A 21,951-nucleotide genomic window follows, 5' to 3' on the forward strand; every position below is an offset into this window, starting at 1 on the left:
TTTAGGGTGTTTAATTTGTCACGTATAACTGTACTATTTAGAGAAAATATTGAACGTAAGTTGTAATCTTCTAATCATTAGTTGGGAGTAGACAATAACCCTTTACAGGTAGCGTAAAATTCACTTAATATGCTGTGCAATAGAGTCGGCTATTTGTTTCAGGTCATCTGGTGTATAGTCACACGTATGCGTTTTCCAAACTGCCCCAAAGCCGTCATTTTCTCCATGTCGTGGAATTAAGTGCAAATGAAAATGGAAGACAGACTGTCCGGCTGCTTCCCCGTTATTATTTAATAGATTCAGGCCGACAGGTTGAAATTCTTGTTTCATCGCACGGGCAATTTCCGGAACGACTTCAAATAGATTTTTGGCGATTTCCGGTGTTAACTCGTAAAGGTTTTCCTTATGTACTTTAGGAATCACTAAAGTATGGCCTTTTGTTACTTGACTGATATCAAGAAAAGCTAACACATGTTCATTTTCAAAAACTTTCGTACTTGGAATTTCGCCATCGATTATTTTGCAGAAAATGCAATCACTCATTAAAAGCGCCCCTTTAAAAATTAATGTATTTGGTTAATCGTACCATAGCTTGATTCTCTGAGAAAAGAAAAAACCATAAAAACAGGATGCAACGGAAAGTTGCACCCTGTTTGTTGAAAAAGGGGGTTTTGCTTCATTTCGCATTAGCATAAACTCTCTGCGACAAACACCTCATCTACAGTAAAGTAAAATACGGTTATCTGATTAGAGATTTTCCATTCAAAGCAACCATCTCCTATATCTTTAAAGTTTCATCAACTTTCAAAGCATAATTGATAATGATTGAATGATTTTTCTGCTTTTACGTGCAAGCGAACCATCTCCTTGCTCGATACGATATTTTATGAAGCTTCTGGTTTAATTCAGTTTATACGTCTTTAACTGACACCTCATTTACAATATGATGTGAATCAATTGTAATAAAACATTTGGGTATTTCAGTGTAATACGTCTTTAACTGACACCTCATTTACAATATGATATGAATCACACGTAATGACTAACCCCTTCTTCCTTAATTATGATGACCAATAAGCAGAAAAAATATAATTGGTTATTTGTGGAAATTTAATTCCAGGAACACTCGACTATATAAAAGCGGAAGAATTTGATAAAATGGAAATAAGAACCTCTATTATAGAAAGGATCGTTTATATGTCCTTATTGGAAATTAAGCAACTAATCGGGGGATACACAAAAAAGCCCGTATTAAAAGGAATAAGTTTTGACATTAAACCCAATGAGTTAGTTGGATTAATCGGGCTTAACGGGGCTGGGAAAAGTACAACAATTAAACATATTATCGGACTCATGGAACCGAAAGGCGGAAGTGTCTCGATTCATGGAAAAACACTTGCGCAGGATCCTGATACATATCGAAAACAATTCACATACGTACCAGAAACGCCTATCTTATATGATGAGCTGACACTTGAGGAGCATTTAAAGTTGACGGCTATGGCGCATGGCTTGGAGGAAGCGATATATAAAGAAAGGATGGATGTCCTATTAAAGGAATTCCATATGGAAAAGAGGCTGAAATGGTTTCCGGCTCACTTTTCAAAAGGGATGAAACAAAAGGTCATGATCATGTGTGCCTTTTTAGTACAGCCATCTTTATATATTGTTGACGAACCTTTTGTAGGGCTTGATCCGCTAGGGATTCAATCTTTGCTTGATTTAATGAGGAAAATGAAAGAGAGTGGAGCTGGGATCTTAATGTCCACTCATATTCTGGCAACGGCCGAGCGATATTGCGATTCTTTCATCATTTTGCATAATGGAGAAATTCGGGCAAAAGGTAATCTAGAGCAACTTCGCGAACAATTTTCCATGCCGGGGGCAACACTTGACGATTTGTATATCCAATTAACGAAAGAAGAAATTGGTCATGAATAGTCAAAATCTCTGGAAGGAAAGATATTTAGGCTACATCATGGAAATGCAAAAATATATGCGCTATATTTTTAACGGACATCTTGTCTTCGTAATGGTATTGGTATTTGGTGGTTTGGCTTATTATTACAGTGACTGGGTGAGAACATTAGACAGTAACTTCCCGGCTGAATTAATTATGGCCTTTGTTCTAGCAATCATTGTAACCAGAAGCCCGATAAATACATTTTTAAAAGAACCGGATACAGTGTTTTTGCTTCCGCTTGAAACTAAATTGAAAAGCTATTTTAAAAATTCCCTGTTATTAAGTTGGGTTATGCAAGGCTTTATCCTGCTGATTGTCTTAACTGCATTTATACCAATGTATGCGAAGGTTACGGGTGCAAGTGGTGCAGACTTTGGGATCATTCTTGTTGTTTTGTTGCTTATGAAATATTTAAATTTAATTATGCGTTGGCACGTGTTGAAATATCAGGATTTATCAGTGAGTCATTGGGACTCATATATCCGTTTTTTACTTAATGGAGTGCTGCTCTATTTTGTTTGCTCAAAAGCAAATATCCTATTTGTACTTATAACCATTATATTATTGGTAGGGCTGTATAGGTATTATCGTAGTGCAACTAGGGGCTTTGTATTGAAGTGGGAGCGACTTGTTGACCTTGAAAACAAACGAATGACTTCCTTTTACAAAATCGCGAATATGTTTACCGATGTTCCTCATTTGAAAGGGAAGGTTGCAAGAAGGAAATGGATGGACTGGCTGTTGGACTTCATACCGTATGGTAAGAAATCAACGTATAATTATCTTTATGCCCGAACATTACTGCGTTCCAATGATTATGTTGGACTTTGCCTGCGATTAATGGTAATTGGCTCAGTTGTTTTAGTTGTTTTTACAAATATATTGGCACATTTACTTGTCACTTTTCTATTCTTGTTTATGACAGCTCTCCAGCTCCTGCCGGTTTGGAAGGTACACGAATGGAAAGTGTGGGTGTCACTATATCCATTGCCAGCAAAAATGAGAGAAGTCGCAGTAATAAAGCTTATTTCTTATTTCCTATTATTTGAGGACCTTGTCTTCAGCATAGTCCTGCTTATAAAAGGGGAATGGATGTCTGCTTTAGCTGTTCTGGTGATGGGGCTTGTTTTCCTATTGGGCTTTAAAAATTATGCAACAAAGAAAATTAAAAACTTTTAAGTATGGAGCTGATTTTTCAAAAAGGAAAATCAGCTTTATCTTTAAAATGATGGAAAAACCGATGAGGTTATTGATATTTCTTTGTATTGCGTATTTTTTTATTATATGCAGTTATTGAAACCGCATTTAATACAGAACGTTATAAGGTTCGGTAGAAATTTAGTTTATTGTATTTTCAAAGATCAGCTGATATGGACAAAACTATCAACCCAGCACATTTAATGTGCTTTGAAGATTTTGTTATAGAAACTTGGTCGAATTTTTTCTTCCATAATCGTGGCGGAATAGTTAGAGAAGTACAACATAAAATTACTCTGAACGAGTGCTTAAGTAAGGTTACTTCCAAAAGGACCGGTAACGGTCCTTTTAATTTTTACTAAAAGCCATATCAGGGGTATATACATAAATAGTGGGGGTGGGGAAATGAATGCATACGAACAAACAGCACTATCTGAACTCATTTCATGGAAAAAGAAAATCGCTAAGAAATCGGGGATGCTTGAGCGCATGTCCAAAAAGGCTCAAATAAAAGTGAATAGTTATATTCCAAACCGAGTGCATAAAGTAATTGCGGATAGCATAAAAAGCATGGTAGATGCCGTATTATCAGGGTCTAAATATATGTCAAAAGAAAAAAATGTGATACTGCTATCCTTACAACAAAAGGAGGAATGGGTTGCGGAAACTATAGCGACCTATCGAAAAACAGCTGTTATTGAAGGTGTGGGAACCGGAGCAGCCGGCCTTTTAATCGGGATGGCTGATTTTCCTCTACTGTTAAGCATTAAGATGAAGTTATTATTTGAAATATCACGTTTGTATGGCTTTGACCCAAACAAGTATGATGAACGCCTTTTTATTCTTCATATCTTTCAGCTAGCTTTTTCAAGTGAGGAAAAAAAGATGGAAACATTACGGTTTATAGAAGAATGGGATTCAGAGAATGTGCACGAAATCAACTGGCAGGATTTTCAACAGGAATATCGCGATCACATAGATGTAATCAAAATGTTTCAGCTGGTTCCAGGGTTTGGGGCAGCTGTCGGGGCGTATGCTAACCATCATTTGCTTGAACACCTTGGCGAGACAGCAGTTAATTGTTACCGAGTTAGACTTCTAACTAAGTAAAGGGACGGGGAAAACCCGTCCCTTATTCTATATTCGTTATAAATATTCATTCACCCTGAGTGGATGGATATTTATTATGATAGGTAACTGCTGCAGTGCCTAATGTCTTTGCGGCAATGAGCATTGCTTTTTCATCGATGTCAAACAAAGGATGGTGATGAGGATAGGTATGGACATTTTTCGGTTTGGCTCCTGTAAAGAAGAATGTACCTCTCACTTTTTGTAAATAATAAGAAAAATCTTCTCCTGTCATATCTGGGTCAATTTCCTCTGTAACTAGAACTTCCTTGACCGATTTGGTGCATTCGATAAGAAATTTTGTTTCCTCATCATGGGGGATAACAGCTGGATAACCTTGAAAATATTGATAATCATAGGTGCAATCGGCAGCTAGACAAGTCCCTTTGACAACCCGCTCTATTTCTTCGCTTATAAATGAACGGAGGTCTTCCTTGAAAGTGCGGACAGTCCCAACTATTTTAGCTTTATCTGCAATGACGTTAAAGGCATTATCAGCCACGAAGGAACCAATGGTGATAACTGCAGAATCTAATGGGTTAAGACGCCGACTTACGATTTGTTGTAATGCGACCACTAGCTGTGAACCGACAACAATCGCATCACGGGTTTTGTGTGGTTGGGCTCCGTGTCCTCCTTGCCCCTGAATCTGAATTTCAAAACGGTCAGCAGCAGCCATTAGTGGCCCAAAAGTATATTGAACCGTTCCTGTCGGTGCCGTTGCCCATAAATGGGTGCCGAAAATTACATCCACCCCATCCAGACAGCCAGCATCAATCATCGGCTTAGCGCCCCCTGGAGCATATTCTTCCGCATGTTGATGAATAAAAATATACTGACCTTCGAGCTCATCTTTCAATTCATGAAGGTTTTTTGCAAGGACTAGGAGAGTCGCGGTATGGCCATCGTGACCGCATGCATGCATGACCCCTGGCACGGTAGACCTATAGGATACTTCTTTTTCATCCTGAATAGGTAAGGCATCGAAATCTGCGCGCAATGCCACTGTTTTACCAGGTTTACTGCCGGTAATCTTTGCAACTATGCCATTACCTCCGACATTTGATTGGCAGTCGATTCCGAGATTTTGATAATAATCAGAGATAAAGGCTGCAGTTTTGGTTTCTTGAAAAGAAAGCTCTGGATGTTGATGAAGATATCGCCTAATGGAAACCATTTCTTCATAAGACCCTTCTAAAAGAGCATGTAATTGATGTATCATTATGCACCTCCTAAGGATTGTTAATTGTAAATAGTATATCATAATCTGAATAATCAAAAGTATTATAATACCACTCCGAGGAGAGGTATATCATGATTAGTTGTGCAAGGATTACCGTGATTTTGCCTTGCATGATCATATTTATTTTTTTGATGAATGAAGTTCAAAATGGGAAGGTTCTAGCATTTGGTGAATTTATTTCAGACCGTTTATCCGTGGTGGAGAATTCATATTTCTTTACGTTTTTCAAATTGATTACATATTTCGGCACTTCGATATTTATTAGTTTTGGAAGTTTACTTTTTATCCTTAATTTATGGATGACAAAGAAGGTTATTTGGCTAGAGCCGTTTTCTCGATTGGAGTGGCTGGAGAGGACTTGTTAAAGAAAAGGAATAAAAAATCTTATTCAATGAGAACGACCGGAAAATCATTTCCCTGGAAATAAAGAAGAAATTTGTCGTATTTCATAGGAATTTAAACACTAACACTCAAAGCCGAATGTCAGTTATTATTTTGGAAGACCGCAAGTAGCTAATCTAAAATAAACAATTCGGATTTGAAAGATACTAAAAGTCCATCCTCTTAAGGATGGACTTTTAAGACTGTAGGCAAAAGAGGTTCTATCTAAATTTTTAACAAAGTTGATTGGAGCGGAAGGTGCGAGACTCCTGCGGGAAAAGCGTGTCTAGGGGAGACCCCGCAGGCGCAAGCCGAGGAGGCTCCCGGACCGCCCGCGGAAAGCGAGTGCCCTACGTTCCAATCAACGTTCAAATTGTACAAGCCATAGGCAAACCCGATTTTTATCGAGTTTGTCTACAGTCTGATGGACTTTTGCTTTTGATGTGCTGTAACAAGAATATCTATTCTTCAGAATCCTCCATCAAAGTATATTGCGTCACATACGCCTCACCCGAGAACATCTTCTGGCTGGAATTCGTTACAGGTGGTTTGGAATCACCGTTATGCGCCTTTTGGAAAGAACTGGATTTTTTCCAATTCAAAAAGTCCACTTGCTTTTCCCATATGGTTAAGATGACATAAGTCTCTGAATTGGTTGGTCGTAGGACACGAAGGGCGACAAATCCAGGTTCTTTTTCAATGAAGCCGGCTCTGTTTTTAAAACGGTGTTCAAATACAGGACGTCCTTCTTCACTGACAGGGATATTGTTCATAACTACATATCCATGATTTTGAAGGTCACCCTTTCCATCTACTACTTCAAATTTGCGTGGTGAGCTAAAGATTGTTTTCCCCGGTGTTTCATGCAAAAGTACGGCAGTTTCAGAATTTTGCATAAGTAATATTTTTTCATTTGGGTGCTTATCTTTTTTGATTTTTAAAAAATCGTATGTTCCTGATGTAATGAATACATTCATATAAATCCCCTCCAAATACTAATAGTAGGTGTATACCCATTTTACCCAATCCATAGTGTTTTTACCATTTCCAATCAAATATAAAACTTCATGTGCAACTCAAATAGTTTTGAAAATTATCTGCGAAAATCCTAAAAACGTCGATTTTCTGACAAATAATTAGCTTGGCTATACTTCTATAATAGAAAAAGCTATAGTTTAAGGAGATTCAATTTGAAAATCAACTTCCATCTGATATTCTATGTAAGTAATGAATAAATAAAATAGAACGTGACTGCTTGAAAGGTGGATATTAATGTCTAAGGAAATTACGAATGATACATTTTTAAAAGCTGCGAGAGGTGAGAAAACGAATCATGTACCTGTTTGGTATATGCGTCAAGCGGGCCGTTCACAGCCGGAATACCGTAAATTGAAAGAAAAGTACTCCCTTTTTGAAATTACTCATCAGCCGGAATTATGCGCCTTTGTGACAAGATTGCCTGTGGAACAATATGATGTTGATGCGGCGATTTTATATAAAGATATTATGACACCGCTACCAGCCATTGGGGTGGACGTAGATATTAAGTCAGGAATCGGTCCGGTCATATCTAATCCAATTCAATCGGTGAAAGATGTTGAAAAATTAGGAGAATTAAATCCTGAGGAAGACATCCCATACGTATTGGACACCATCAAATTATTAACGACAGAGCAACTGACTGTACCTTTAATTGGTTTTTCAGGAGCTCCATTTACGATTGCTTCATATATGATTGAGGGCGGTCCTTCGAAAAACTACAATAAGACGAAAGCTTTTATGTATTCTGAGCCGGTAGCTTGGTTTGCTTTGATGGACAAGTTAGCAGATATGATTATCATCTATGTAAAGGCACAAATTAAAGCGGGTGTTAAAGCCATTCAAATCTTTGATTCATGGGTTGGGGCGTTAAATGTTGAAGATTACCGGGTGTTCATCAAGCCAATCATGAATCGCATTTTTGCCTCCTTACGTGAAGAAAATGTTCCTCTAATTATGTTTGGTGTAGGTGCAAGCCATTTGGCATTGGAGTGGAATGATCTGCCGATTGATGTGGTGGGATTGGATTGGAGACTTCCTATCGCAGAAGCAAGAAAGATGGGGATACAGAAAACAGTTCAAGGTAACCTTGATCCTGCCCTCCTATTATCATCATGGGATGTCATAGAAGAGAGGACGAAACAAATCCTTGACCAAGGTATGCAGCAGGATGGCTACATCTTCAATCTTGGACATGGGGTGTTCCCGTCCGTGAATCCTGAAACATTGAAGAAATTGACCGCTTTCATTCATGAATACTCATCAAATAAGAAGTAAACCTGAGCGAACCGTTTGCTAAAAAAACTTTGTGGATGCAAAATAAAAGAACGGAATTTTTTAAAGAGGTGTAAATGCATGTCAAGAAAAAAAATGGGCCTTTTAGTCATGGCTTATGGTACTCCATACACAGAAGAGGATATTGAAAGATATTATACACATATTCGTCATGGAAGAAGACCTAGTGAAGAATTGATTGCCGATCTTAAAGGCAGATATGAAGCGATTGGTGGTTTGTCTCCCCTTGCGAAAATTACAGCAGGACAAGCAGAAGCGCTTGAAAAACAATTAAATTCAATTCAGGACGAAATTGAATTTAAGGCATACTTAGGGCTTAAACATATCGAACCATTTGTTGAAGATGCTGTTAAACAAATGCATGATGATGGTATCACGGAAGCTGTCAGTATCGTATTGGCACCGCATTTTTCAACTTTCAGTGTGAAGTCTTACAATGGACGTGCGCAGGATGAAGCAGCTAAATTGGGTGGTCTTAACATTACTTCTGTTGAAAGCTGGTATGATGAGCCAAAATTCATTCAATATTGGGTGGACCAACTAAAAGATACAATTGGAAAAATGACTTCGGAAGAACGCGATAATTATGCTTTGGTTGTTTCTGCACATAGTCTTCCGGAAAAGATTTTACAATTAGGAGATCCATATCCAAAGCAACTTGAAGAAACGGCGAATCTAATCGCTGGAGGCGCAGGGGTTACCAATTATGCAGTAGGCTGGCAAAGTGCCGGACAAACGCCTGAACCGTGGTTAGGACCGGATGTACAGGATTTAACTAGAGATCTCTATAAAGCAAAAGGGTATAAGGCTTTCATTTATATTCCTGTTGGTTTTGTATCCGAGCATCTTGAAGTTCTTTATGATAATGATTATGAATGTAAAGTTGTTACAGAAGAAATTGGAGCCGGTTACTACCGACCTGATATGCCAAATGTAAAACCTGCATTTATCGACGCCTTGTCTACAATTATTTTAAACAAATTACATGAGAAATAATTATTAAAAAGAGGGCGATGAATGGTGAATCATACAATGAAAAACGATCTGCCATAATCGGGGGAGGATTAACTGGTCTTGCAGCTGCTTATTATCTACAACGAAAACTGAAGCAGGAAGACTTCCCTTACGAAGTACTTTTAATTGCAACTGCTGGCCCTTGCTTAGGTGGGAAAGTGCATGTATTTCTTGCAGGTAGTTCATATGACGGATTCAGTTTGCCGGACTGCATTGACCAATCTGTTGTGGATAAGTAGTTAAGTTTATAAAACAAAATAATATCTCCATTGCTAATAAGGTGGCTATCCAGTAACGAGGATAGCCACTGTTTCTATATGCGTTTAAGTGGAATACTGTGTATGTTCTGTAAGTTTGTAAAACAATTAATTGAAAATACAGAAAGACTTTGGTAGAATATTATTGAACTTATTGACTGTTCTGTTCGTTTGGTCGGAATGGAGGTGGGAAATGTCTGTTGATCGTAAAAAATTAATTTTAGAAGCCGCGACCAAGTCTTTTTCCCTTTTTGGATACAAGGCAACTACAATGGATCAAGTAGCTAAAATTGCCAATGTTGGAAAAGGAACCATTTATACCTTTTATAAAAATAAAGAAGAGCTTTTTAAAGAAATTGTTCAGCGAATGATCGAGGAAATGAAATATGAGGCTGAGCAATCCCTGGATGATCAATTCTCCTTTTTTGAAAATCTTCATCGAGCTGTTTATCGTCTTTTGGAATTTAGACAGGAACATCAATTATCTTTAAAACTTCTTCAAGAAGAACGGGAAATTGGCACTCCGGCCGTTCAGGAAATGGTTAATGAAATGGAAGAAGCTATTGTTTCCTATATTAAAGAAAAACTTAAATCAGCAATTGATAAAGGCTATATTCAGCCTTGTGATCCAGAAATAACGGCATTCCTTATGTTAAAAATGTACCTTGCCCTTATTTTCGATTGGGAGAGGAATCATGACCCATTAGGAAAAGAAGAAATTGCTGAGCTATTCAAAATATATTTATTTAAAGGATTATCTGTTACATGATAATTCTATTTTTTTGCATATTTGACCTGAAACAGCGCATTTAAATCGAAGAAAATATAAAAAGACGATCCAATTAATTGGTATCGTCTTTTTATATTTGGGGATAGGTCCAGCTGCGAAACTGGAACTTTATATGGGATCAACCTGCTAATTGGGAAGCGGATGGTGAATCAAATAAACTACTACTTTACAGAAAGGCAATGATCACAGTGGTTTCCATAACATTCGTGCTGTTCTTCAATCTTTTTTCCGCATTCCGAGCATTGTTTAGGAGGCAGGTTTTTAAAGAACTCAACGCTACTTTGAATCATGAACATCATCTCCTGATTTTTTTTAAAATTTCTTTTCTATAGAATTTATTGTATTATAACAGAATCGTTGTGTCAATGTATGTTTTATAACATAAGTAAAAAGGGTGAAAAGAGGGGAAGAATAGTTTATATTAATGGGGAAGTCATTGAGAGAAAAAAGGAGTGCCTAAACATGAAAATCACCGTAATTGGCTGTTGGGGTGGATATCCAGCTAAAAATGAGGCAAGTTCTGGCTATTTGCTTGAATATGAAGATTTTCGCATTCTGCTTGATTGCGGTAGTGGTGTTCTATCACAGCTACAAAATCATATGAAGCCGGAGGAACTCGGTGCGGTAGTATTATCCCACTATCATCCGGATCACGTAGCGGATGTTGGTGTCCTGCAACACGCTGCATTAATTCAGCAAATACTGGGCAGCGAAAAAAGGACTATTCCGATTTATGGTCATGATTTAGATGCAGTCGAATTTGAAAAGTTAACCTATAAAGATGTAACAAAGGGGATTGCCTACTCTGCTGATGAACCTTTAAGCATCGGTCCATGCAAATTTACTTTTATGAAAACAAAACATCCAGTCCCATGCTTTGCAATGAGAATAGAAGCTGAAAATCATTCGATTGTCTACACAGGGGACAGTTCTTATATGGATGAGCTGGCTGATTTCGCCAAGGATGCAAATGTTTTATTATGTGAAAGCAACTTTTACAGCGATATGGATGGCTCAAAGGCTGGGCATATGACAGCTAGGGAAGCGGGCATACTTGCAGATAAGGCAGACGTCCAGCTTTTACTGTTAACCCATCTACCGCATTATGGTGATCTGAATCAACTGAAAAAAGAAGCATCCGAGGTATTCAAACGGGAAATCGCAGTAGCGAAAAGCAATCTCGAATTTCAACTATAAATGAATCATTAGGGGTATGAATGAAGTCGACAAGGGGGAACGGCTGTGCTTTTTATTGATAACAAAGGAATCACAGATCCACAGATTAATCTTGCTATTGAAGAATATGCACTCAAAAACTTAAATATAGATGAAACCTATCTTTTATTCTATATTAATGGTCCTTCCATCATCATAGGGAGAAATCAAAATACGATTGAAGAAATTAATGCCGATTATGTTGAAAATAATGGTATTACTGTTGTCAGGCGTCTTTCCGGGGGTGGAGCGGTTTATCATGATTTAGGAAATCTCAATTTCAGTTTCATTACGAAAGATGATGGGGATAGCTTCCATAATTTTAAGAAATTCACTCAACCTGTGGTTGAAACGCTTGAAAAACTAGGGATTCATGCTGAATTAAGTGGACGTAATGATATCCTTGCTGAAGGAAAGAAAATCTCCGGCAACGCGATGTTTTCAACGAAGGGCAGGATGTTCAGTCATGGGACATTGTTGTTTAAATCAGAAATGGACCATATTGTTTCCGCTTTAAAAGTGAAAAAAGATAAAATTGAGTCAAAAGGGATTAAATCGATAAGAAGCCGTGTCGGTAATATCGCTGATTTTCTAAAAGAACCGATGACTGTTGAAGAATTCCGTTCTTTCCTTTTGAAAAATATTTTTAAAGATAGTGGAGAAGTTACGGAGTATGTTTTAACAGAGGAAGATTGGGAGAAGATTCACAAAATCTCAGAGGAAAGGTATCAAAATTGGGAGTGGAACTACGGAAAATCGCCTAAATTCAACTTGCAAAACTCACATAGGTTCCCAGCTGGTTCGGTTGATATCCGTCTTGAAGTGAATAGGGGAATCATTGAGAACTGTAAAATTTACGGTGACTTCTTTGGAGTTGGCGAAGTTATTGACATAGAACAAAGGCTTACTGGAACTCGTTATGAAAAAGAATCTATCAGCTCGATATTAGAAGAAATAGATGTTCGACATTATTTTGGCAATGTAACAAAAGATGAGATATTAGCTTTAATATATTAATTTTGAATTAGCCGTCCGAGCCTATTAGGACGGCTTTTGTGTCTAATAATGACATTAATTGCTTGAATTTGGATAAAAATGTTGCTGTAATCATTTACTTTTAATATAATAAAACTGTATTTAGTTTGAGTTAAAAATGAATGACTATTCATTCATGCTTTCTACAGGGGAGGGAGAACGATGAATTTATCTGATCAGCTTCATCAAACGGCTTTAAGAAAGGCCGATAAGCCAGCTTATTATTTTATGGATCAATCCACTTCATATGGAGAATTGGATGAAGCCGTAACAAAGTTTGCAGATGAACTACATAAGCTTGGTGTTTTAACAGGTGATAATGTTGCGTTGGTTTTAGGCAATTCTCCGCATTTCATTATTTCGTTGTATGGGGCTTTACGAGCAGGGGCGACCGTTATACCTGTAAATCCAATTTACACACCTGATGAAATTGGATACATCCTGAATAACGGTGATGTAAAGGTCGTTGTAGCTTTAGATAAGCTTTTACCCTTATTAGAGAAAATGAATCCCATTCTTTCAAATGTTGAGCAATATGTAATTTGTGAAACGCAACCGCCTAATGGAGATATAAGTAAACTGAATATCTACCCTAAAATGAAATCGTTTACAGAGATGTTGAAAAAGGGGGATGTCCATTTTATAGGACCGGGACTGGATCCTGAAGATACGGCAATCATTCTATATACTTCTGGGACCACTGGAAAACCAAAAGGGGCCATGCTCTCGCATACAAATATTTACTCCAATGCACATGATGTTGGCGAATATTTAAAAATCACGGAAAATGACCGTGTTGTTACGACACTGCCAATGTTTCATGTTTTCAGTTTAACAGTCGTTGTGAATGCTCCATTGTTAAGCGGAGGTACACTTTTAATTGTCCCGCAATTCAGTCCAAAGGAAATATTCAGGCTAATCAAAAAATATGATGCGACTGTTTTTGCTGGCGTACCAACAATGTATAATTTCCTTTTCCAATATCCAGATGGTAAAGAAGAAGATTTGAATTCGTTGCGAATATGTATTTCAGGTGGGTCTGCCATGCCGGTTTCACTGCTGGAATCTTTTGAGCAGAAATTCAATATTATTGTTTCAGAAGGATACGGCTTGTCTGAAGCATCACCTGTCACATGCTTTAATCCTTTGGATCGTCCAAGGAAGGCCGGATCAATCGGAACATCAATCCTTCATGTTGAAAACAAAGTCGTAAATGAGCTTGATGAAGAAGTGCCTGTCAATGGAGTGGGCGAGTTGATTGTCAGAGGTCCGAATGTAATGAAAGGGTATTACAAAATGCCTGAAGAGTCGGCGGCTGTTTTAAAAAACGGCTGGCTATATACTGGTGACTTAGCCCGGATGGATGAAGAAGGCTACTTTTTTATTGTAGATCGTAAAAAGGAATTAATCATTGTTGGTGGTTATAATGTTTATCCGCGTGAAGTCGAAGAGGTTTTATATGCCCATCCTGAAGTGGTTGAAGCGGCGGCGATAGGCGTGCCAGATCCTAATCAAGGTGAAGTCGTTCAATGCTTCGTGGTGAAAAAAAATAATGCGTTGACCGAGGAAGAATTACTTGCTTATTGTTTAGAACATTTAGCTAAATATAAGGTCCCAGCAAAAATTGAGTTCTTAGATGAACTTCCAAAAAATACGACAGGAAAAATTTTACGTCGCTCCTTGAAAACTCATGTAACTCAAAACTAAATATGGTTTGTAGCTAAGGAGATTATTGCCTATCACATGCAATAGTCTCCTTTTTGTACAAGCAAAGTGTATCGCGATGCATAATGTATATAGAGTGGGAGCTTCAGGTCTTGATTCTTGTTTCAAAAAGAGTTATGATTGTCATTAAAAATTTCACTACATGTAAGGAGGGGTAAGATGAGAGATGTAGAGCTTTTAGATATTTTTACACATCCTATTGCTCAAAAATACTTGAACCGATCAGGCCTTGCACACGCGATTGCCGTTGCCTATCATGCGTTTCACCTAGCAAACGAATATAACGTAGATCCTGATATTGCAGCCAAAGCTGGTCTTTTGCATGATATGGGTCATTTCACCTGGTACCGCAATGGGAAATGGGATTATGATTTGTACAAACAAAATGATATCCATCCTATTAAAGGTGCAGAAAGAGCGCATAAACTGTTAATTCGGCTTGGAGAAAATCCGATTAAAGCCAAGACTATTTCCCTCGCCATTTTATTTCACACCGATTCATTTTTACCTTCAAATGATATTATTCGAACACCGCTTCAGCAGGTCGTCAAATGGGCCGACGAAAAAGATGAAGAAGAAGGTGGAAAACACCATTATCGCAAAATTGATTTCCTGCGTGCAAAGGAAAGCATCATCCAACTAGATAAACTCATTGATGAGGAACAAAGAAAAAGGCTATCATCCTGAAAATATACGGTGATAGCTTTACAGGATTTCTATATGGAGTAAATATTGAAAGCACATTGGTGTGCTTTTTTAAGAAGTTCTATTCTTGAAATATATATATATGTTTTGTTATTGCAGTTTCAATTAGTATGAAAGGGTTACTACTCAAGTAGAATCCTTTTTGCACCATTAATCGACTTCTTTCATAATAGCTTTATACACTGCCTCTTTATCGAAATCATATTCACCCATTCCAAAAACTTTGACGACACGATTTTCAACATCGAGCAAATAGGTTGCGGTAGTATGGACAAATTCACCGGTTCCTGAATCTCGAAAAAGAAAATCAAATTGGTCAGTGAGCCTTTTGGTATCTTCAGGTGAACCTCGTAATATCTCCCAGCCATCCGTTTTATTTACTTCAAATGTATTTGCATACGCATCTATTTTTTCAGCTGAATCCTTTTCCGGATTAAAAGTGATAGTTAAAAACTCCACTTTATTTCCAAAAATATTTTTCTTAACTAGTTGATCTCGAATATTTTGCATTTGAAATGTGGTATTCGGACATAAATCTGGACAATCAATATACATAAACTCCAATAGTCGGACTTTAGGTTCTAATTTAGAGAAGCTATATGTTTCACCTTTTTGTGTTTTCATCACTATTTCATCTGGAAAATACATTTTTGACTGACGGTATTCTGTAAAATAAAAGATACCTGATCCAATGCCCATCACTAATAAAATTGTAAAAATAATATAAATTTTTTTCATCTTTGTTTGTCACCCCAAGTCTTTATAATTATCTATCTTCACTATACAGGACTGAATTTTAAACGAAGGAATGAAAACGGGCGAAATGATGAAGATTATTTGAACATTTATTGACATTAAATGATATGGAGACGGAAATACGGTTCTAACCTGTCCATTTTGGATTAAACTATAAGAGGTAGGTTTGATTTAAAGGAGGGTCGTAATGGTTAGGAAATGGGCAGGAAGAGCGGTTCTTTTATATATCCTTTTTGTAGCAGTGATGTATTGGTATATTTTCTATGGGGCAGATACCTCTATTCCCCAAGCATTACGTGGTACTGCAGCAGATCCTGCAACATTTCTGAATGCAAGGGAACTAAAACTTAGCGAGGAGTATTCAGGGTTGCGGAATTTTCTTTTTTTCGTTTCCACTCCATATGAATGGCTAATGTATTTTTTTGTTTTATTATTTGGGTTTTCAAAAGCATTTGAAAAATCGGCTTTGGGGACCTCTAAATGGAAAGTGATCCAAACAGGCATTTATTTATTTTGGCTTTCGGTGGTCTCTTATCTAGCGCTGTTTCCAATCAGTTTCATTGGTTACAGGATGAGTAAAAATTACCATATCAGTACCCAGAGTTTCTCTTCGTGGATGAAGGATGAAGTCATCGATTTCTGGGTGAACTTTGGGATGATGTTCATCATCGTTTCCGTTTTATATTGGTTAATGAAGAAAAGTGTGAAGAAGTGGTGGCTCTACGCTTGGCTGTTGTCGATTCCATTTTCATTGTTCCTGATGTTTTTTCAGCCTGTATTGATTGATCCTCTGTATAATGAATTTTATCCACTGAAAAATAAAGAATTAGAAACGGAAATATTGGCACTTGCCGCACAGGCCGAAATTCCGGCTGATCATGTATATGAAGTGAATATGGCAGAAAAGACAAATGCTTTGAACGCATATGTAACCGGTATAGGTTCGAACTCCAGAATTGTTCTTTGGGATACGATCTTGAACAAACTAGAGGAAGATGAAATACTTTTTATCATGGCACATGAAATGGCTCATTATGTTGAAAAGCATATATATATTGGTATAGCAGGTTATTTAGGAATGACTTTAGTTGGTTTGTGGCTGACATCGAAAATCATGAATTACTTTATTAGACGTTGGGGCCACATGTTAAAAGTACATTCGGTTGACAGCATCTCTTCACTTCCATTATTTCTCTTAATTACGACTGTATTGCTGTTTGCCTCCAGTCCGCTGTCCAATTATGTTTCCAGATATCAAGAAACAAGGGCTGACCGTTATGCTATTGAAATGACTGGTGATAAAGAATCGGCAATCACCACGTTCCAGGAACTCACGAGGGCGGGGTTGAGTCAGGTAAATCCCCCATTACTAGTTAAATGGCTGCGTTATTCCCATCCAACGATGCTTGAGCGGATTTCTACTGTTGAAAATGATGATACAAAGGACGATTGAAAGCCAGCTGAAAATCAGCTGGCTTTTTTACTTACCTTATTTAGGGGAAAGTGGAAGTCTGTATGTTGTTTTCAGAAAAAACTTTTAATTTATAAATCTTAGGTTCTCTAATATAATAAATTAAATTCCCAGTTGGTTTATAAGGAGATCAGTTATGTATAATGTACTTTTCATCATTATAGGCTCAGTGCTTGTTGCATTAGCCTACAATCTATTTTTGATTCCTCATTTAATTTTGAGCAGCGGACTTAGTGGGCTTGCGATTATGTTAGGAATCATTACCCCAGTTAACACAGGGATATTGAATTTCCTGTTAAATCTGCCCCTGTTGATTCTGGGATATATAAAATTAGGAAGACGTTTTATCACATATACGATATTATCAGTTGTCGTAATATCTGTCAGTTTGTATATCATTCCGATTCATGGAGTGTCCACAGAACCAATTTTGTCTTCTTTATTTGGAGGAATCATTTCGGGGGTTGGTATCGGTATCATCTTCCGTGCTTCAGGATCTTCCGGCGGATTTGATATCATTGCAATGCTTTTGGCTAAGAAGAGCGACTTTCCACTTGGTTCATTACTATCGGTGATGAATGCAGTTGTCGTGGTTATCTCAGGGTTCATCTTTGGATGGGATGCCGCATTATATACACTGATTTCTATATATGCAGCAGGAAAAGTGATTGATACGATTCATTCAAATCACATTAAACTAACATTAATGATTGTTACGAAACAGAGTGACGAAATGAAAGAGAAGCTTCTTACCAACTTATACCGGGGAATTACTGTCATGGATGGTGAAGGTGCATACTCCGGAGAAAAGAGTAAAGTAATGATGACCGTCATTACTCGTTATCAATTAACCGATGTAAAAGCGATGATAAAAGAAGTGGATCCGAATGCTTTTGTAAATATAACTGAAACAGCCGAGGTCATGGGGATGTTTCATAAAGAATGATAAAGAAATAGAAAAGCCTCCCGACATTTGGGGAGGCTTTTTGATTATTTAGCTATCTTTAATCAAACATTTTTAATTTCCAAACTGTTTTAGCAAAATGTTCATTTCAGAACTTAGTTTTAGGAATAAAGGTTTGTCTCTCGTATCCAACGCTTCATCAATTTGTTTCGCAAGGATATTCTTTTTGGTATTAAGGACGGATTCTAGAATAATCATATCAATTAACATTTCCTGAACTACAGCATCGTTTTTCATTTCGCTCATTGATAAGGACTTCACTGACTCTGAATAAGATTTTTCATTTTTCAAAGTAACCACCCCTGACCCTTTTTATTAGTATATGGATTTAAGTGGATAAAATCAACTGAAAATTTAAAATACTTGGATATTAAAAGGGAATGTGTCGTTTCGATGACGAAATGACCACGTTTATAAAGAATTTTTAATTTTTTGTGAACTTGCTTATAACCTATGCTAATTATGCTATTATAGTGAGGAATTTAACACTTATTAACTAGCTGTCCACGTCTAAGGTATTTGGGAGGGGGCAAGGTAATAGATTTGATTGAAATCTTAGCTGTTTTCTAAGTAGTGGTAAAATAATAACTAAATGCTGAAAGTTACACTTTTAAAGCAGTGAGGAAGAGGTGGATGTGAGTTGAAGGAAAGTTGTCAGGGAATCATTGAAGAATATGAAATCACCCCCTATACACTAATGGTTATGCCAATCAATTATGGAAGTAAAATATACGCCCAAATCGTTGAATTGGAGGACGAGTTCATTTCCCCATTCAAACCTTTGGAAATTGTCAAGAAAAGCTGTGAGTACTTTGGATCGAGTTATGAAGGCCGAAAGGATGGAACGAAACAGCTTACAAATATCACTCATAAAGCGCCGATTGCGATTGATCCAACTAGTTCAATTTTCTTCTTTCCGACTACATCTCCCTTACGTCCTCAATGCATCTGGTTATCTCATGAGCATGTGGTATCCTATGATCGCTTAGATTCCAAACATACAAAGGTTACATTCCGGAATAAACAAACCATCGATATAGAAGTATCATGCAGTTCTTTTGAAAACCAGCTGCATCGGACATCTTTTTTAAAAACTAAACTAATCCAAAGGATTGAGGAAACAAAGAGAAAATCTTTCTATTTGTTCACCGATGCAAATGGGGGAAAAGCTTCAGAGATGATGTCAAAGTATAATCCACGCTAGAGCAGAAAGGGTAGTGTATTTGATAAAGGTTCCATGAATGTATATCTTAATGGTATGTCAAGGATTCATACTTTCATACGATCATACATATCAGAAGATAAAATAAAAAATGCTTGCTCTAGCAAAAGGGATTATTACAAAACTAAAGCCCTTCTCATTTGAGAAGGGCTCCAGAATTAATCTTCAAATAACTCATCCATTAAATCGTCAATTTCTTTTCTTAATTTTTCAGTGCCTTCTTTGGAAATGGTTATGTTATCACCATAGATAATCAGCATATCCCTTACATTCTTAAATCGGATTTTCTAAAAAGATTGAACAAATCAATGAAATTAAAATATCTTTCTATAAAATGAAAGAGCAATGCCGATATGGCGTTGCCCTTTCATATTCCCTCTTCAAATAATATTATTCCCGTTGGCACTTCTATAAAAATAACTAATTAATCATTCTGTAAAAGAAGATTTATCCTTCTTTTGTTTTTTTTACAGCTTCACTCTCAGCCCAGACAAGGTAGAATACACCTAGAATAAAAAATATTACACTTAAAATACCAACTCCCGGCGACATTTTAGTAGCTGTTTCGTTTATGTCACCTATACTATTAAATGCTATGGCATATAGAGATGAAAATAAGTACCTAATAGAAAATAGAAAAGCTCCAGTTGTTAAAAATATAGTTCCAGTTAATCTTTTTGACATATGAATTCCTCACTTTTTTTAATGTATTTACATTTTATGGTCGTTAGTCCATAATTTACCATTATAGTAGAGAAGAGGGATTTCTTGAAGAAAAATAATTTAACTGTTATTTGCATTGTGTTAAGTTTATTTATTACCAGTACCTTTGCGTTTGTTAAAACGGTTTCAGCCGAAGACCAACTGTTAGATGAAGAGGGGAATTTTATTGATAGTGTTACTAACAGTGTAACTGGTGAGGAAATATCTGTAAATGATTATAAAGAAATATTAAATCAAATTGAACATGACGAATTTCCATCAATGGATGTCGGTTATATTAGGACTTTAGCTACTGATGAACAGGTAGTAGTTATAGATGATGATAACATTAATGAGAACATTACTATTCCAGCAATCAATTCATCTGGTGGACCTGCACCAAATTTACTTCCTGATCCGTCAGGTACGAAAGCGGTTTCCAATTATACAAAGTTTGTCCGTGAATCTAAGTCTTCTTATTATGGGACTTCAAAGAGGAGTTCTAAATATTTGGCTAATTGTGGGTCTGCTTCTGCTACAAAATCTGCTAGTGCTTCAAGAACTGAGAATTGGTCAGCTAATATAGGCCTTACAGGTAAAGAAATTGCCTCAATTAAACCAAATTTAGGATTTACGTATAATAGAACTGCAACTTATACTGATACTAATACTATTGGTGTTAAAAAAGGACATATTGGTTGGTTTGAATTTACGCCTCGAAAAAATAAAGCAGTAGGGAAACTTAGATATTATAACGATGGATTTTTTTACAAACAAAAAAATTTAACATTTAGGGACCCTATTAAAGATGCAAAAACAAAAGAGCTTGACGGTGTTGATGCAGCCAAATCGCGGGCAATGACGGCTTCTGAAAAGAAAAAGTTTTGTGGTAAATAACATATTAATGTAAGGACTTTTCTGCATGGCGGAAGGGTCTTTTTTTTGGAATTTTGACCGGAGAATATAGAAGAGATTGCACTTATCCTATAGGTGGTTTACTTATTTGGTGGAATGGTAGCAGAGATTGTACTATTAAATAACATTCAAACTTGTGCATTACATTGGAATAATTATCCATGATTCTAATAAGCCAAGACAATAATTAAAAAGGAACTAATAATAATTAAGTCTAAAATTATAATATTCTTTGTTATTTCACTATTCTTTCGTTAGATATGGAGGGTAGAGATTGTGATTAATGAGTTATTTTCAGGGGGTAAAGAAATTATTAGTAGGTCTGAAAGTTCAGCTTGTGCTTTACTTTAAGTGATATAGTTCCTTTTTAACATTTATTGATTGAAATAGGGGAGCTATTTAATTTTATGTACTCCCATATCCTCTAAGGCCGAAAGGATGGAACGAAACAGCTTATAAATATCACTCATAAAGCGCCGATTGCGATTGATCCAACTAGTTCAATTTTCTTCTTTCCGACTACATCTCCCTTACGTCCTCAATGCATCTGGTTATCTCATGAGCATGTGGTATCCTATGATCGCTTAGATTCCAAACATACAAAGGTTACATTCCGGAATAAACAAACCATCGATATAGAAGTATCATGCAGTTCTTTTGAAAACCAGCTGCATCGGACATCTTTTTTAAAAACTAAACTAATCCAAAGGATTGAGGAAACAAAGAGAAAATCTTTCTATTTGTTCACCGATGCAAATGGGGGAAAAGCTTCAGAGATGATGTCAAAGTATAATCCACGCTAGAGCAGAAAGGGTAGTGTATTTGATAAAGGTTCCATGAATGTATATCTTAATGGTATGTCAAGGATTCATACTTTCATACGATCATACATATCAGAAGATAAAATAAAAAATGCTTGCTCTAGCAAAAGGGA

The 21,951-nt window shown here is 36.8% G+C and carries 23 protein-coding genes and 1 pseudogene; 17 read left to right on the forward strand and 7 right to left on the reverse strand.

Annotated features, from left to right (window positions below):
• Positions 1–120: 120 nt before the first annotated feature.
• Positions 121–543, reverse strand: a complete 423-nt coding sequence (locus ACQKMR_RS02085; protein WP_427695798.1) for an HIT family protein — start codon at positions 541–543, stop codon at positions 121–123.
• Positions 544–1,197: 654 nt separating this feature from the next.
• Here ACQKMR_RS02085 and ACQKMR_RS02090 point away from each other — a divergent pair.
• The 3 genes from ACQKMR_RS02090 (at position 1,198) to ACQKMR_RS02100 (ending at position 4,270) form a co-directional block, all read left to right on the forward strand.
• Entirely contained in the window at positions 1,198–1,941 is a 744-nt protein-coding gene (locus ACQKMR_RS02090; RefSeq protein WP_427696082.1) for an ABC transporter ATP-binding protein, read from the forward strand.
• A complete protein-coding gene (locus tag ACQKMR_RS02095) occupies positions 1,934–3,142 on the forward strand; it encodes an ABC transporter permease (RefSeq protein ID WP_427695799.1) in 1,209 nt (402 codons plus the stop codon). Before ACQKMR_RS02090 ends, ACQKMR_RS02095 begins: the two co-directional genes overlap by 8 nt.
• Positions 3,143–3,565: 423 nt before the next feature.
• On the forward strand, positions 3,566–4,270 hold the full coding sequence (locus tag ACQKMR_RS02100) for an EcsC family protein (protein WP_427695800.1): 705 nt from the start codon (positions 3,566–3,568) through the stop codon (positions 4,268–4,270).
• A 46-nt stretch (positions 4,271–4,316) separates the two neighbouring features.
• Here the strand turns inward: ACQKMR_RS02100 and ACQKMR_RS02105 are convergent, their stop codons facing one another.
• Positions 4,317–5,510: a M20 family metallopeptidase gene (locus tag ACQKMR_RS02105; protein ID WP_427695801.1), complete on the reverse strand. Its 1,194-nt coding sequence runs from the start codon at positions 5,508–5,510 to the stop codon at positions 4,317–4,319.
• 92 nt (positions 5,511–5,602) lie between these two features.
• Between ACQKMR_RS02105 and ACQKMR_RS02110 the strand changes: the two genes are divergently transcribed.
• On the forward strand, positions 5,603–5,896 hold the full coding sequence (locus ACQKMR_RS02110) for a hypothetical protein (RefSeq protein ID WP_427695802.1): 294 nt from the start codon (positions 5,603–5,605) through the stop codon (positions 5,894–5,896).
• Positions 5,897–6,373: 477 nt separating this feature from the next.
• Here the strand turns inward: ACQKMR_RS02110 and ACQKMR_RS02115 are convergent, their stop codons facing one another.
• Positions 6,374–6,889, reverse strand: coding sequence for an antibiotic biosynthesis monooxygenase family protein (locus ACQKMR_RS02115; protein ID WP_427695803.1), 516 nt, complete (start codon positions 6,887–6,889; stop codon positions 6,374–6,376).
• A gap of 295 nt (positions 6,890–7,184) precedes the next feature.
• Between ACQKMR_RS02115 and hemE the strand changes: the two genes are divergently transcribed.
• The 4 genes from hemE (at position 7,185) to ACQKMR_RS02135 (ending at position 10,286) form a co-directional block, all read left to right on the forward strand.
• A complete protein-coding gene (hemE, locus tag ACQKMR_RS02120; RefSeq protein ID WP_427695804.1) occupies positions 7,185–8,228 on the forward strand; it encodes a uroporphyrinogen decarboxylase in 1,044 nt (347 codons plus the stop codon).
• Between the two features lie 78 nt (positions 8,229–8,306).
• On the forward strand, positions 8,307–9,242 hold the full coding sequence (hemH, locus tag ACQKMR_RS02125; protein WP_427695805.1) for a ferrochelatase: 936 nt from the start codon (positions 8,307–8,309) through the stop codon (positions 9,240–9,242).
• 17 nt (positions 9,243–9,259) lie between these two features.
• Positions 9,260–9,499: an NAD(P)-binding protein gene (locus tag ACQKMR_RS02130; RefSeq protein WP_427695806.1), complete on the forward strand. Its 240-nt coding sequence runs from the start codon at positions 9,260–9,262 to the stop codon at positions 9,497–9,499.
• A 211-nt stretch (positions 9,500–9,710) separates the two neighbouring features.
• On the forward strand, positions 9,711–10,286 hold the full coding sequence (locus ACQKMR_RS02135) for a TetR/AcrR family transcriptional regulator (RefSeq protein ID WP_427695807.1): 576 nt from the start codon (positions 9,711–9,713) through the stop codon (positions 10,284–10,286).
• 182 nt (positions 10,287–10,468) lie between these two features.
• On the opposite strand, the gene yhfH is transcribed toward ACQKMR_RS02135, so the two are convergent.
• A complete protein-coding gene (yhfH, locus tag ACQKMR_RS02140; protein ID WP_427695808.1) occupies positions 10,469–10,597 on the reverse strand; it encodes a protein YhfH in 129 nt (42 codons plus the stop codon).
• Between the two features lie 172 nt (positions 10,598–10,769).
• Between yhfH and ACQKMR_RS02145 the strand changes: the two genes are divergently transcribed.
• From ACQKMR_RS02145 to ACQKMR_RS02160, 4 genes are all read left to right on the forward strand, one after another.
• Positions 10,770–11,504 carry an MBL fold metallo-hydrolase gene (locus tag ACQKMR_RS02145; RefSeq protein WP_427695809.1) on the forward strand — a complete coding sequence of 245 codons (735 nt, stop codon included), beginning with the start codon at positions 10,770–10,772 and terminating at the stop codon, positions 11,502–11,504.
• A 45-nt stretch (positions 11,505–11,549) separates the two neighbouring features.
• Positions 11,550–12,539, forward strand: a complete 990-nt coding sequence (locus ACQKMR_RS02150; RefSeq protein ID WP_427695810.1) for a lipoate--protein ligase — start codon at positions 11,550–11,552, stop codon at positions 12,537–12,539.
• A 180-nt stretch (positions 12,540–12,719) separates the two neighbouring features.
• The gene (locus tag ACQKMR_RS02155) at positions 12,720–14,264 is read left to right on the forward strand and encodes a fatty acid--CoA ligase family protein (RefSeq protein WP_427695811.1); all 1,545 of its coding nucleotides are present in this window, start codon (positions 12,720–12,722) and stop codon (positions 14,262–14,264) included.
• A gap of 177 nt (positions 14,265–14,441) precedes the next feature.
• Positions 14,442–14,969: an HD domain-containing protein gene (locus ACQKMR_RS02160; protein ID WP_427695812.1), complete on the forward strand. Its 528-nt coding sequence runs from the start codon at positions 14,442–14,444 to the stop codon at positions 14,967–14,969.
• Positions 14,970–15,137: 168 nt separating this feature from the next.
• Here ACQKMR_RS02160 and ACQKMR_RS02165 read toward each other — a convergent pair whose 3' ends face one another.
• Positions 15,138–15,725, reverse strand: coding sequence for an SCO family protein (locus ACQKMR_RS02165; protein ID WP_427695813.1), 588 nt, complete (start codon positions 15,723–15,725; stop codon positions 15,138–15,140).
• A 205-nt stretch (positions 15,726–15,930) separates the two neighbouring features.
• On the opposite strand from ACQKMR_RS02165, the gene ACQKMR_RS02170 reads away from it, so the two are divergent.
• Together ACQKMR_RS02170 and ACQKMR_RS02175 are read left to right on the forward strand one after the other, a co-directional pair.
• Positions 15,931–17,196, forward strand: a complete 1,266-nt coding sequence (locus ACQKMR_RS02170) for a M48 family metallopeptidase (RefSeq protein ID WP_427695814.1) — start codon at positions 15,931–15,933, stop codon at positions 17,194–17,196.
• 154 nt (positions 17,197–17,350) lie between these two features.
• Positions 17,351–18,160, forward strand: coding sequence for a YitT family protein (locus ACQKMR_RS02175; protein ID WP_427695815.1), 810 nt, complete (start codon positions 17,351–17,353; stop codon positions 18,158–18,160).
• Positions 18,161–18,232: 72 nt separating this feature from the next.
• Here ACQKMR_RS02175 and ACQKMR_RS02180 read toward each other — a convergent pair whose 3' ends face one another.
• A complete protein-coding gene (locus ACQKMR_RS02180) occupies positions 18,233–18,469 on the reverse strand; it encodes an IDEAL domain-containing protein (protein ID WP_427695816.1) in 237 nt (78 codons plus the stop codon).
• A gap of 349 nt (positions 18,470–18,818) precedes the next feature.
• Between ACQKMR_RS02180 and ACQKMR_RS02185 the strand changes: the two genes are divergently transcribed.
• Positions 18,819–19,382: a competence protein ComK gene (locus ACQKMR_RS02185; RefSeq protein WP_427695817.1), complete on the forward strand. Its 564-nt coding sequence runs from the start codon at positions 18,819–18,821 to the stop codon at positions 19,380–19,382.
• A gap of 465 nt (positions 19,383–19,847) precedes the next feature.
• Here the strand turns inward: ACQKMR_RS02185 and ACQKMR_RS02190 are convergent, their stop codons facing one another.
• A complete protein-coding gene (locus ACQKMR_RS02190; protein WP_427695818.1) occupies positions 19,848–20,084 on the reverse strand; it encodes a hypothetical protein in 237 nt (78 codons plus the stop codon).
• An 84-nt stretch (positions 20,085–20,168) separates the two neighbouring features.
• Here ACQKMR_RS02190 and ACQKMR_RS02195 point away from each other — a divergent pair, with 84 nt between their 5' ends.
• Together ACQKMR_RS02195 and ACQKMR_RS02200 are read left to right on the forward strand one after the other, a co-directional pair.
• Positions 20,169–20,999, forward strand: coding sequence for a hypothetical protein (locus tag ACQKMR_RS02195; RefSeq protein WP_427695819.1), 831 nt, complete (start codon positions 20,169–20,171; stop codon positions 20,997–20,999).
• A gap of 458 nt (positions 21,000–21,457) precedes the next feature.
• A pseudogene (locus tag ACQKMR_RS02200) lies at positions 21,458–21,820 on the forward strand (competence protein ComK); the annotation flags it as partial.
• Positions 21,821–21,951: the final 131 nt, after the last annotated feature.

It is taken from the genome of Peribacillus sp. NPDC096540 (genome assembly GCF_050278525.1).
Taxonomy (GTDB): Bacteria; Bacillota; Bacilli; order Bacillales; family DSM-1321; genus Peribacillus.

Bases quoted from the DNA above. Each gene is read 5' to 3' on its own strand.
- ACQKMR_RS02085 (WP_427695798.1), bottom strand. From the start codon at position 543: ATGAGTGATTGCATTTTCTGCAAAATAATCGATGGCGAAATTCCAAGT.
- ACQKMR_RS02090 (WP_427696082.1), top strand. From the start codon at position 1,198: ATGTCCTTATTGGAAATTAAGCAACTAATCGGGGGATACACAAAAAAG.
- ACQKMR_RS02095 (WP_427695799.1), top strand. From the start codon at position 1,934: ATGAATAGTCAAAATCTCTGGAAGGAAAGATATTTAGGCTACATCATG.
- ACQKMR_RS02100 (WP_427695800.1), top strand. From the start codon at position 3,566: ATGAATGCATACGAACAAACAGCACTATCTGAACTCATTTCATGGAAA.
- ACQKMR_RS02105 (WP_427695801.1), bottom strand. From the start codon at position 5,510: ATGATACATCAATTACATGCTCTTTTAGAAGGGTCTTATGAAGAAATG.
- ACQKMR_RS02110 (WP_427695802.1), top strand. From the start codon at position 5,603: ATGATTAGTTGTGCAAGGATTACCGTGATTTTGCCTTGCATGATCATA.
- ACQKMR_RS02115 (WP_427695803.1), bottom strand. From the start codon at position 6,889: ATGAATGTATTCATTACATCAGGAACATACGATTTTTTAAAAATCAAA.
- hemE (WP_427695804.1), top strand. From the start codon at position 7,185: ATGTCTAAGGAAATTACGAATGATACATTTTTAAAAGCTGCGAGAGGT.
- hemH (WP_427695805.1), top strand. From the start codon at position 8,307: ATGTCAAGAAAAAAAATGGGCCTTTTAGTCATGGCTTATGGTACTCCA.
- ACQKMR_RS02130 (WP_427695806.1), top strand. From the start codon at position 9,260: ATGAATGGTGAATCATACAATGAAAAACGATCTGCCATAATCGGGGGA.
- ACQKMR_RS02135 (WP_427695807.1), top strand. From the start codon at position 9,711: ATGTCTGTTGATCGTAAAAAATTAATTTTAGAAGCCGCGACCAAGTCT.
- yhfH (WP_427695808.1), bottom strand. From the start codon at position 10,597: ATGATTCAAAGTAGCGTTGAGTTCTTTAAAAACCTGCCTCCTAAACAA.
- ACQKMR_RS02145 (WP_427695809.1), top strand. From the start codon at position 10,770: ATGAAAATCACCGTAATTGGCTGTTGGGGTGGATATCCAGCTAAAAAT.
- ACQKMR_RS02155 (WP_427695811.1), top strand. From the start codon at position 12,720: ATGAATTTATCTGATCAGCTTCATCAAACGGCTTTAAGAAAGGCCGAT.
- ACQKMR_RS02160 (WP_427695812.1), top strand. From the start codon at position 14,442: ATGAGAGATGTAGAGCTTTTAGATATTTTTACACATCCTATTGCTCAA.
- ACQKMR_RS02165 (WP_427695813.1), bottom strand. From the start codon at position 15,725: ATGAAAAAAATTTATATTATTTTTACAATTTTATTAGTGATGGGCATT.
- ACQKMR_RS02170 (WP_427695814.1), top strand. From the start codon at position 15,931: ATGGTTAGGAAATGGGCAGGAAGAGCGGTTCTTTTATATATCCTTTTT.
- ACQKMR_RS02175 (WP_427695815.1), top strand. From the start codon at position 17,351: ATGTATAATGTACTTTTCATCATTATAGGCTCAGTGCTTGTTGCATTA.
- ACQKMR_RS02190 (WP_427695818.1), bottom strand. From the start codon at position 20,084: ATGTCAAAAAGATTAACTGGAACTATATTTTTAACAACTGGAGCTTTT.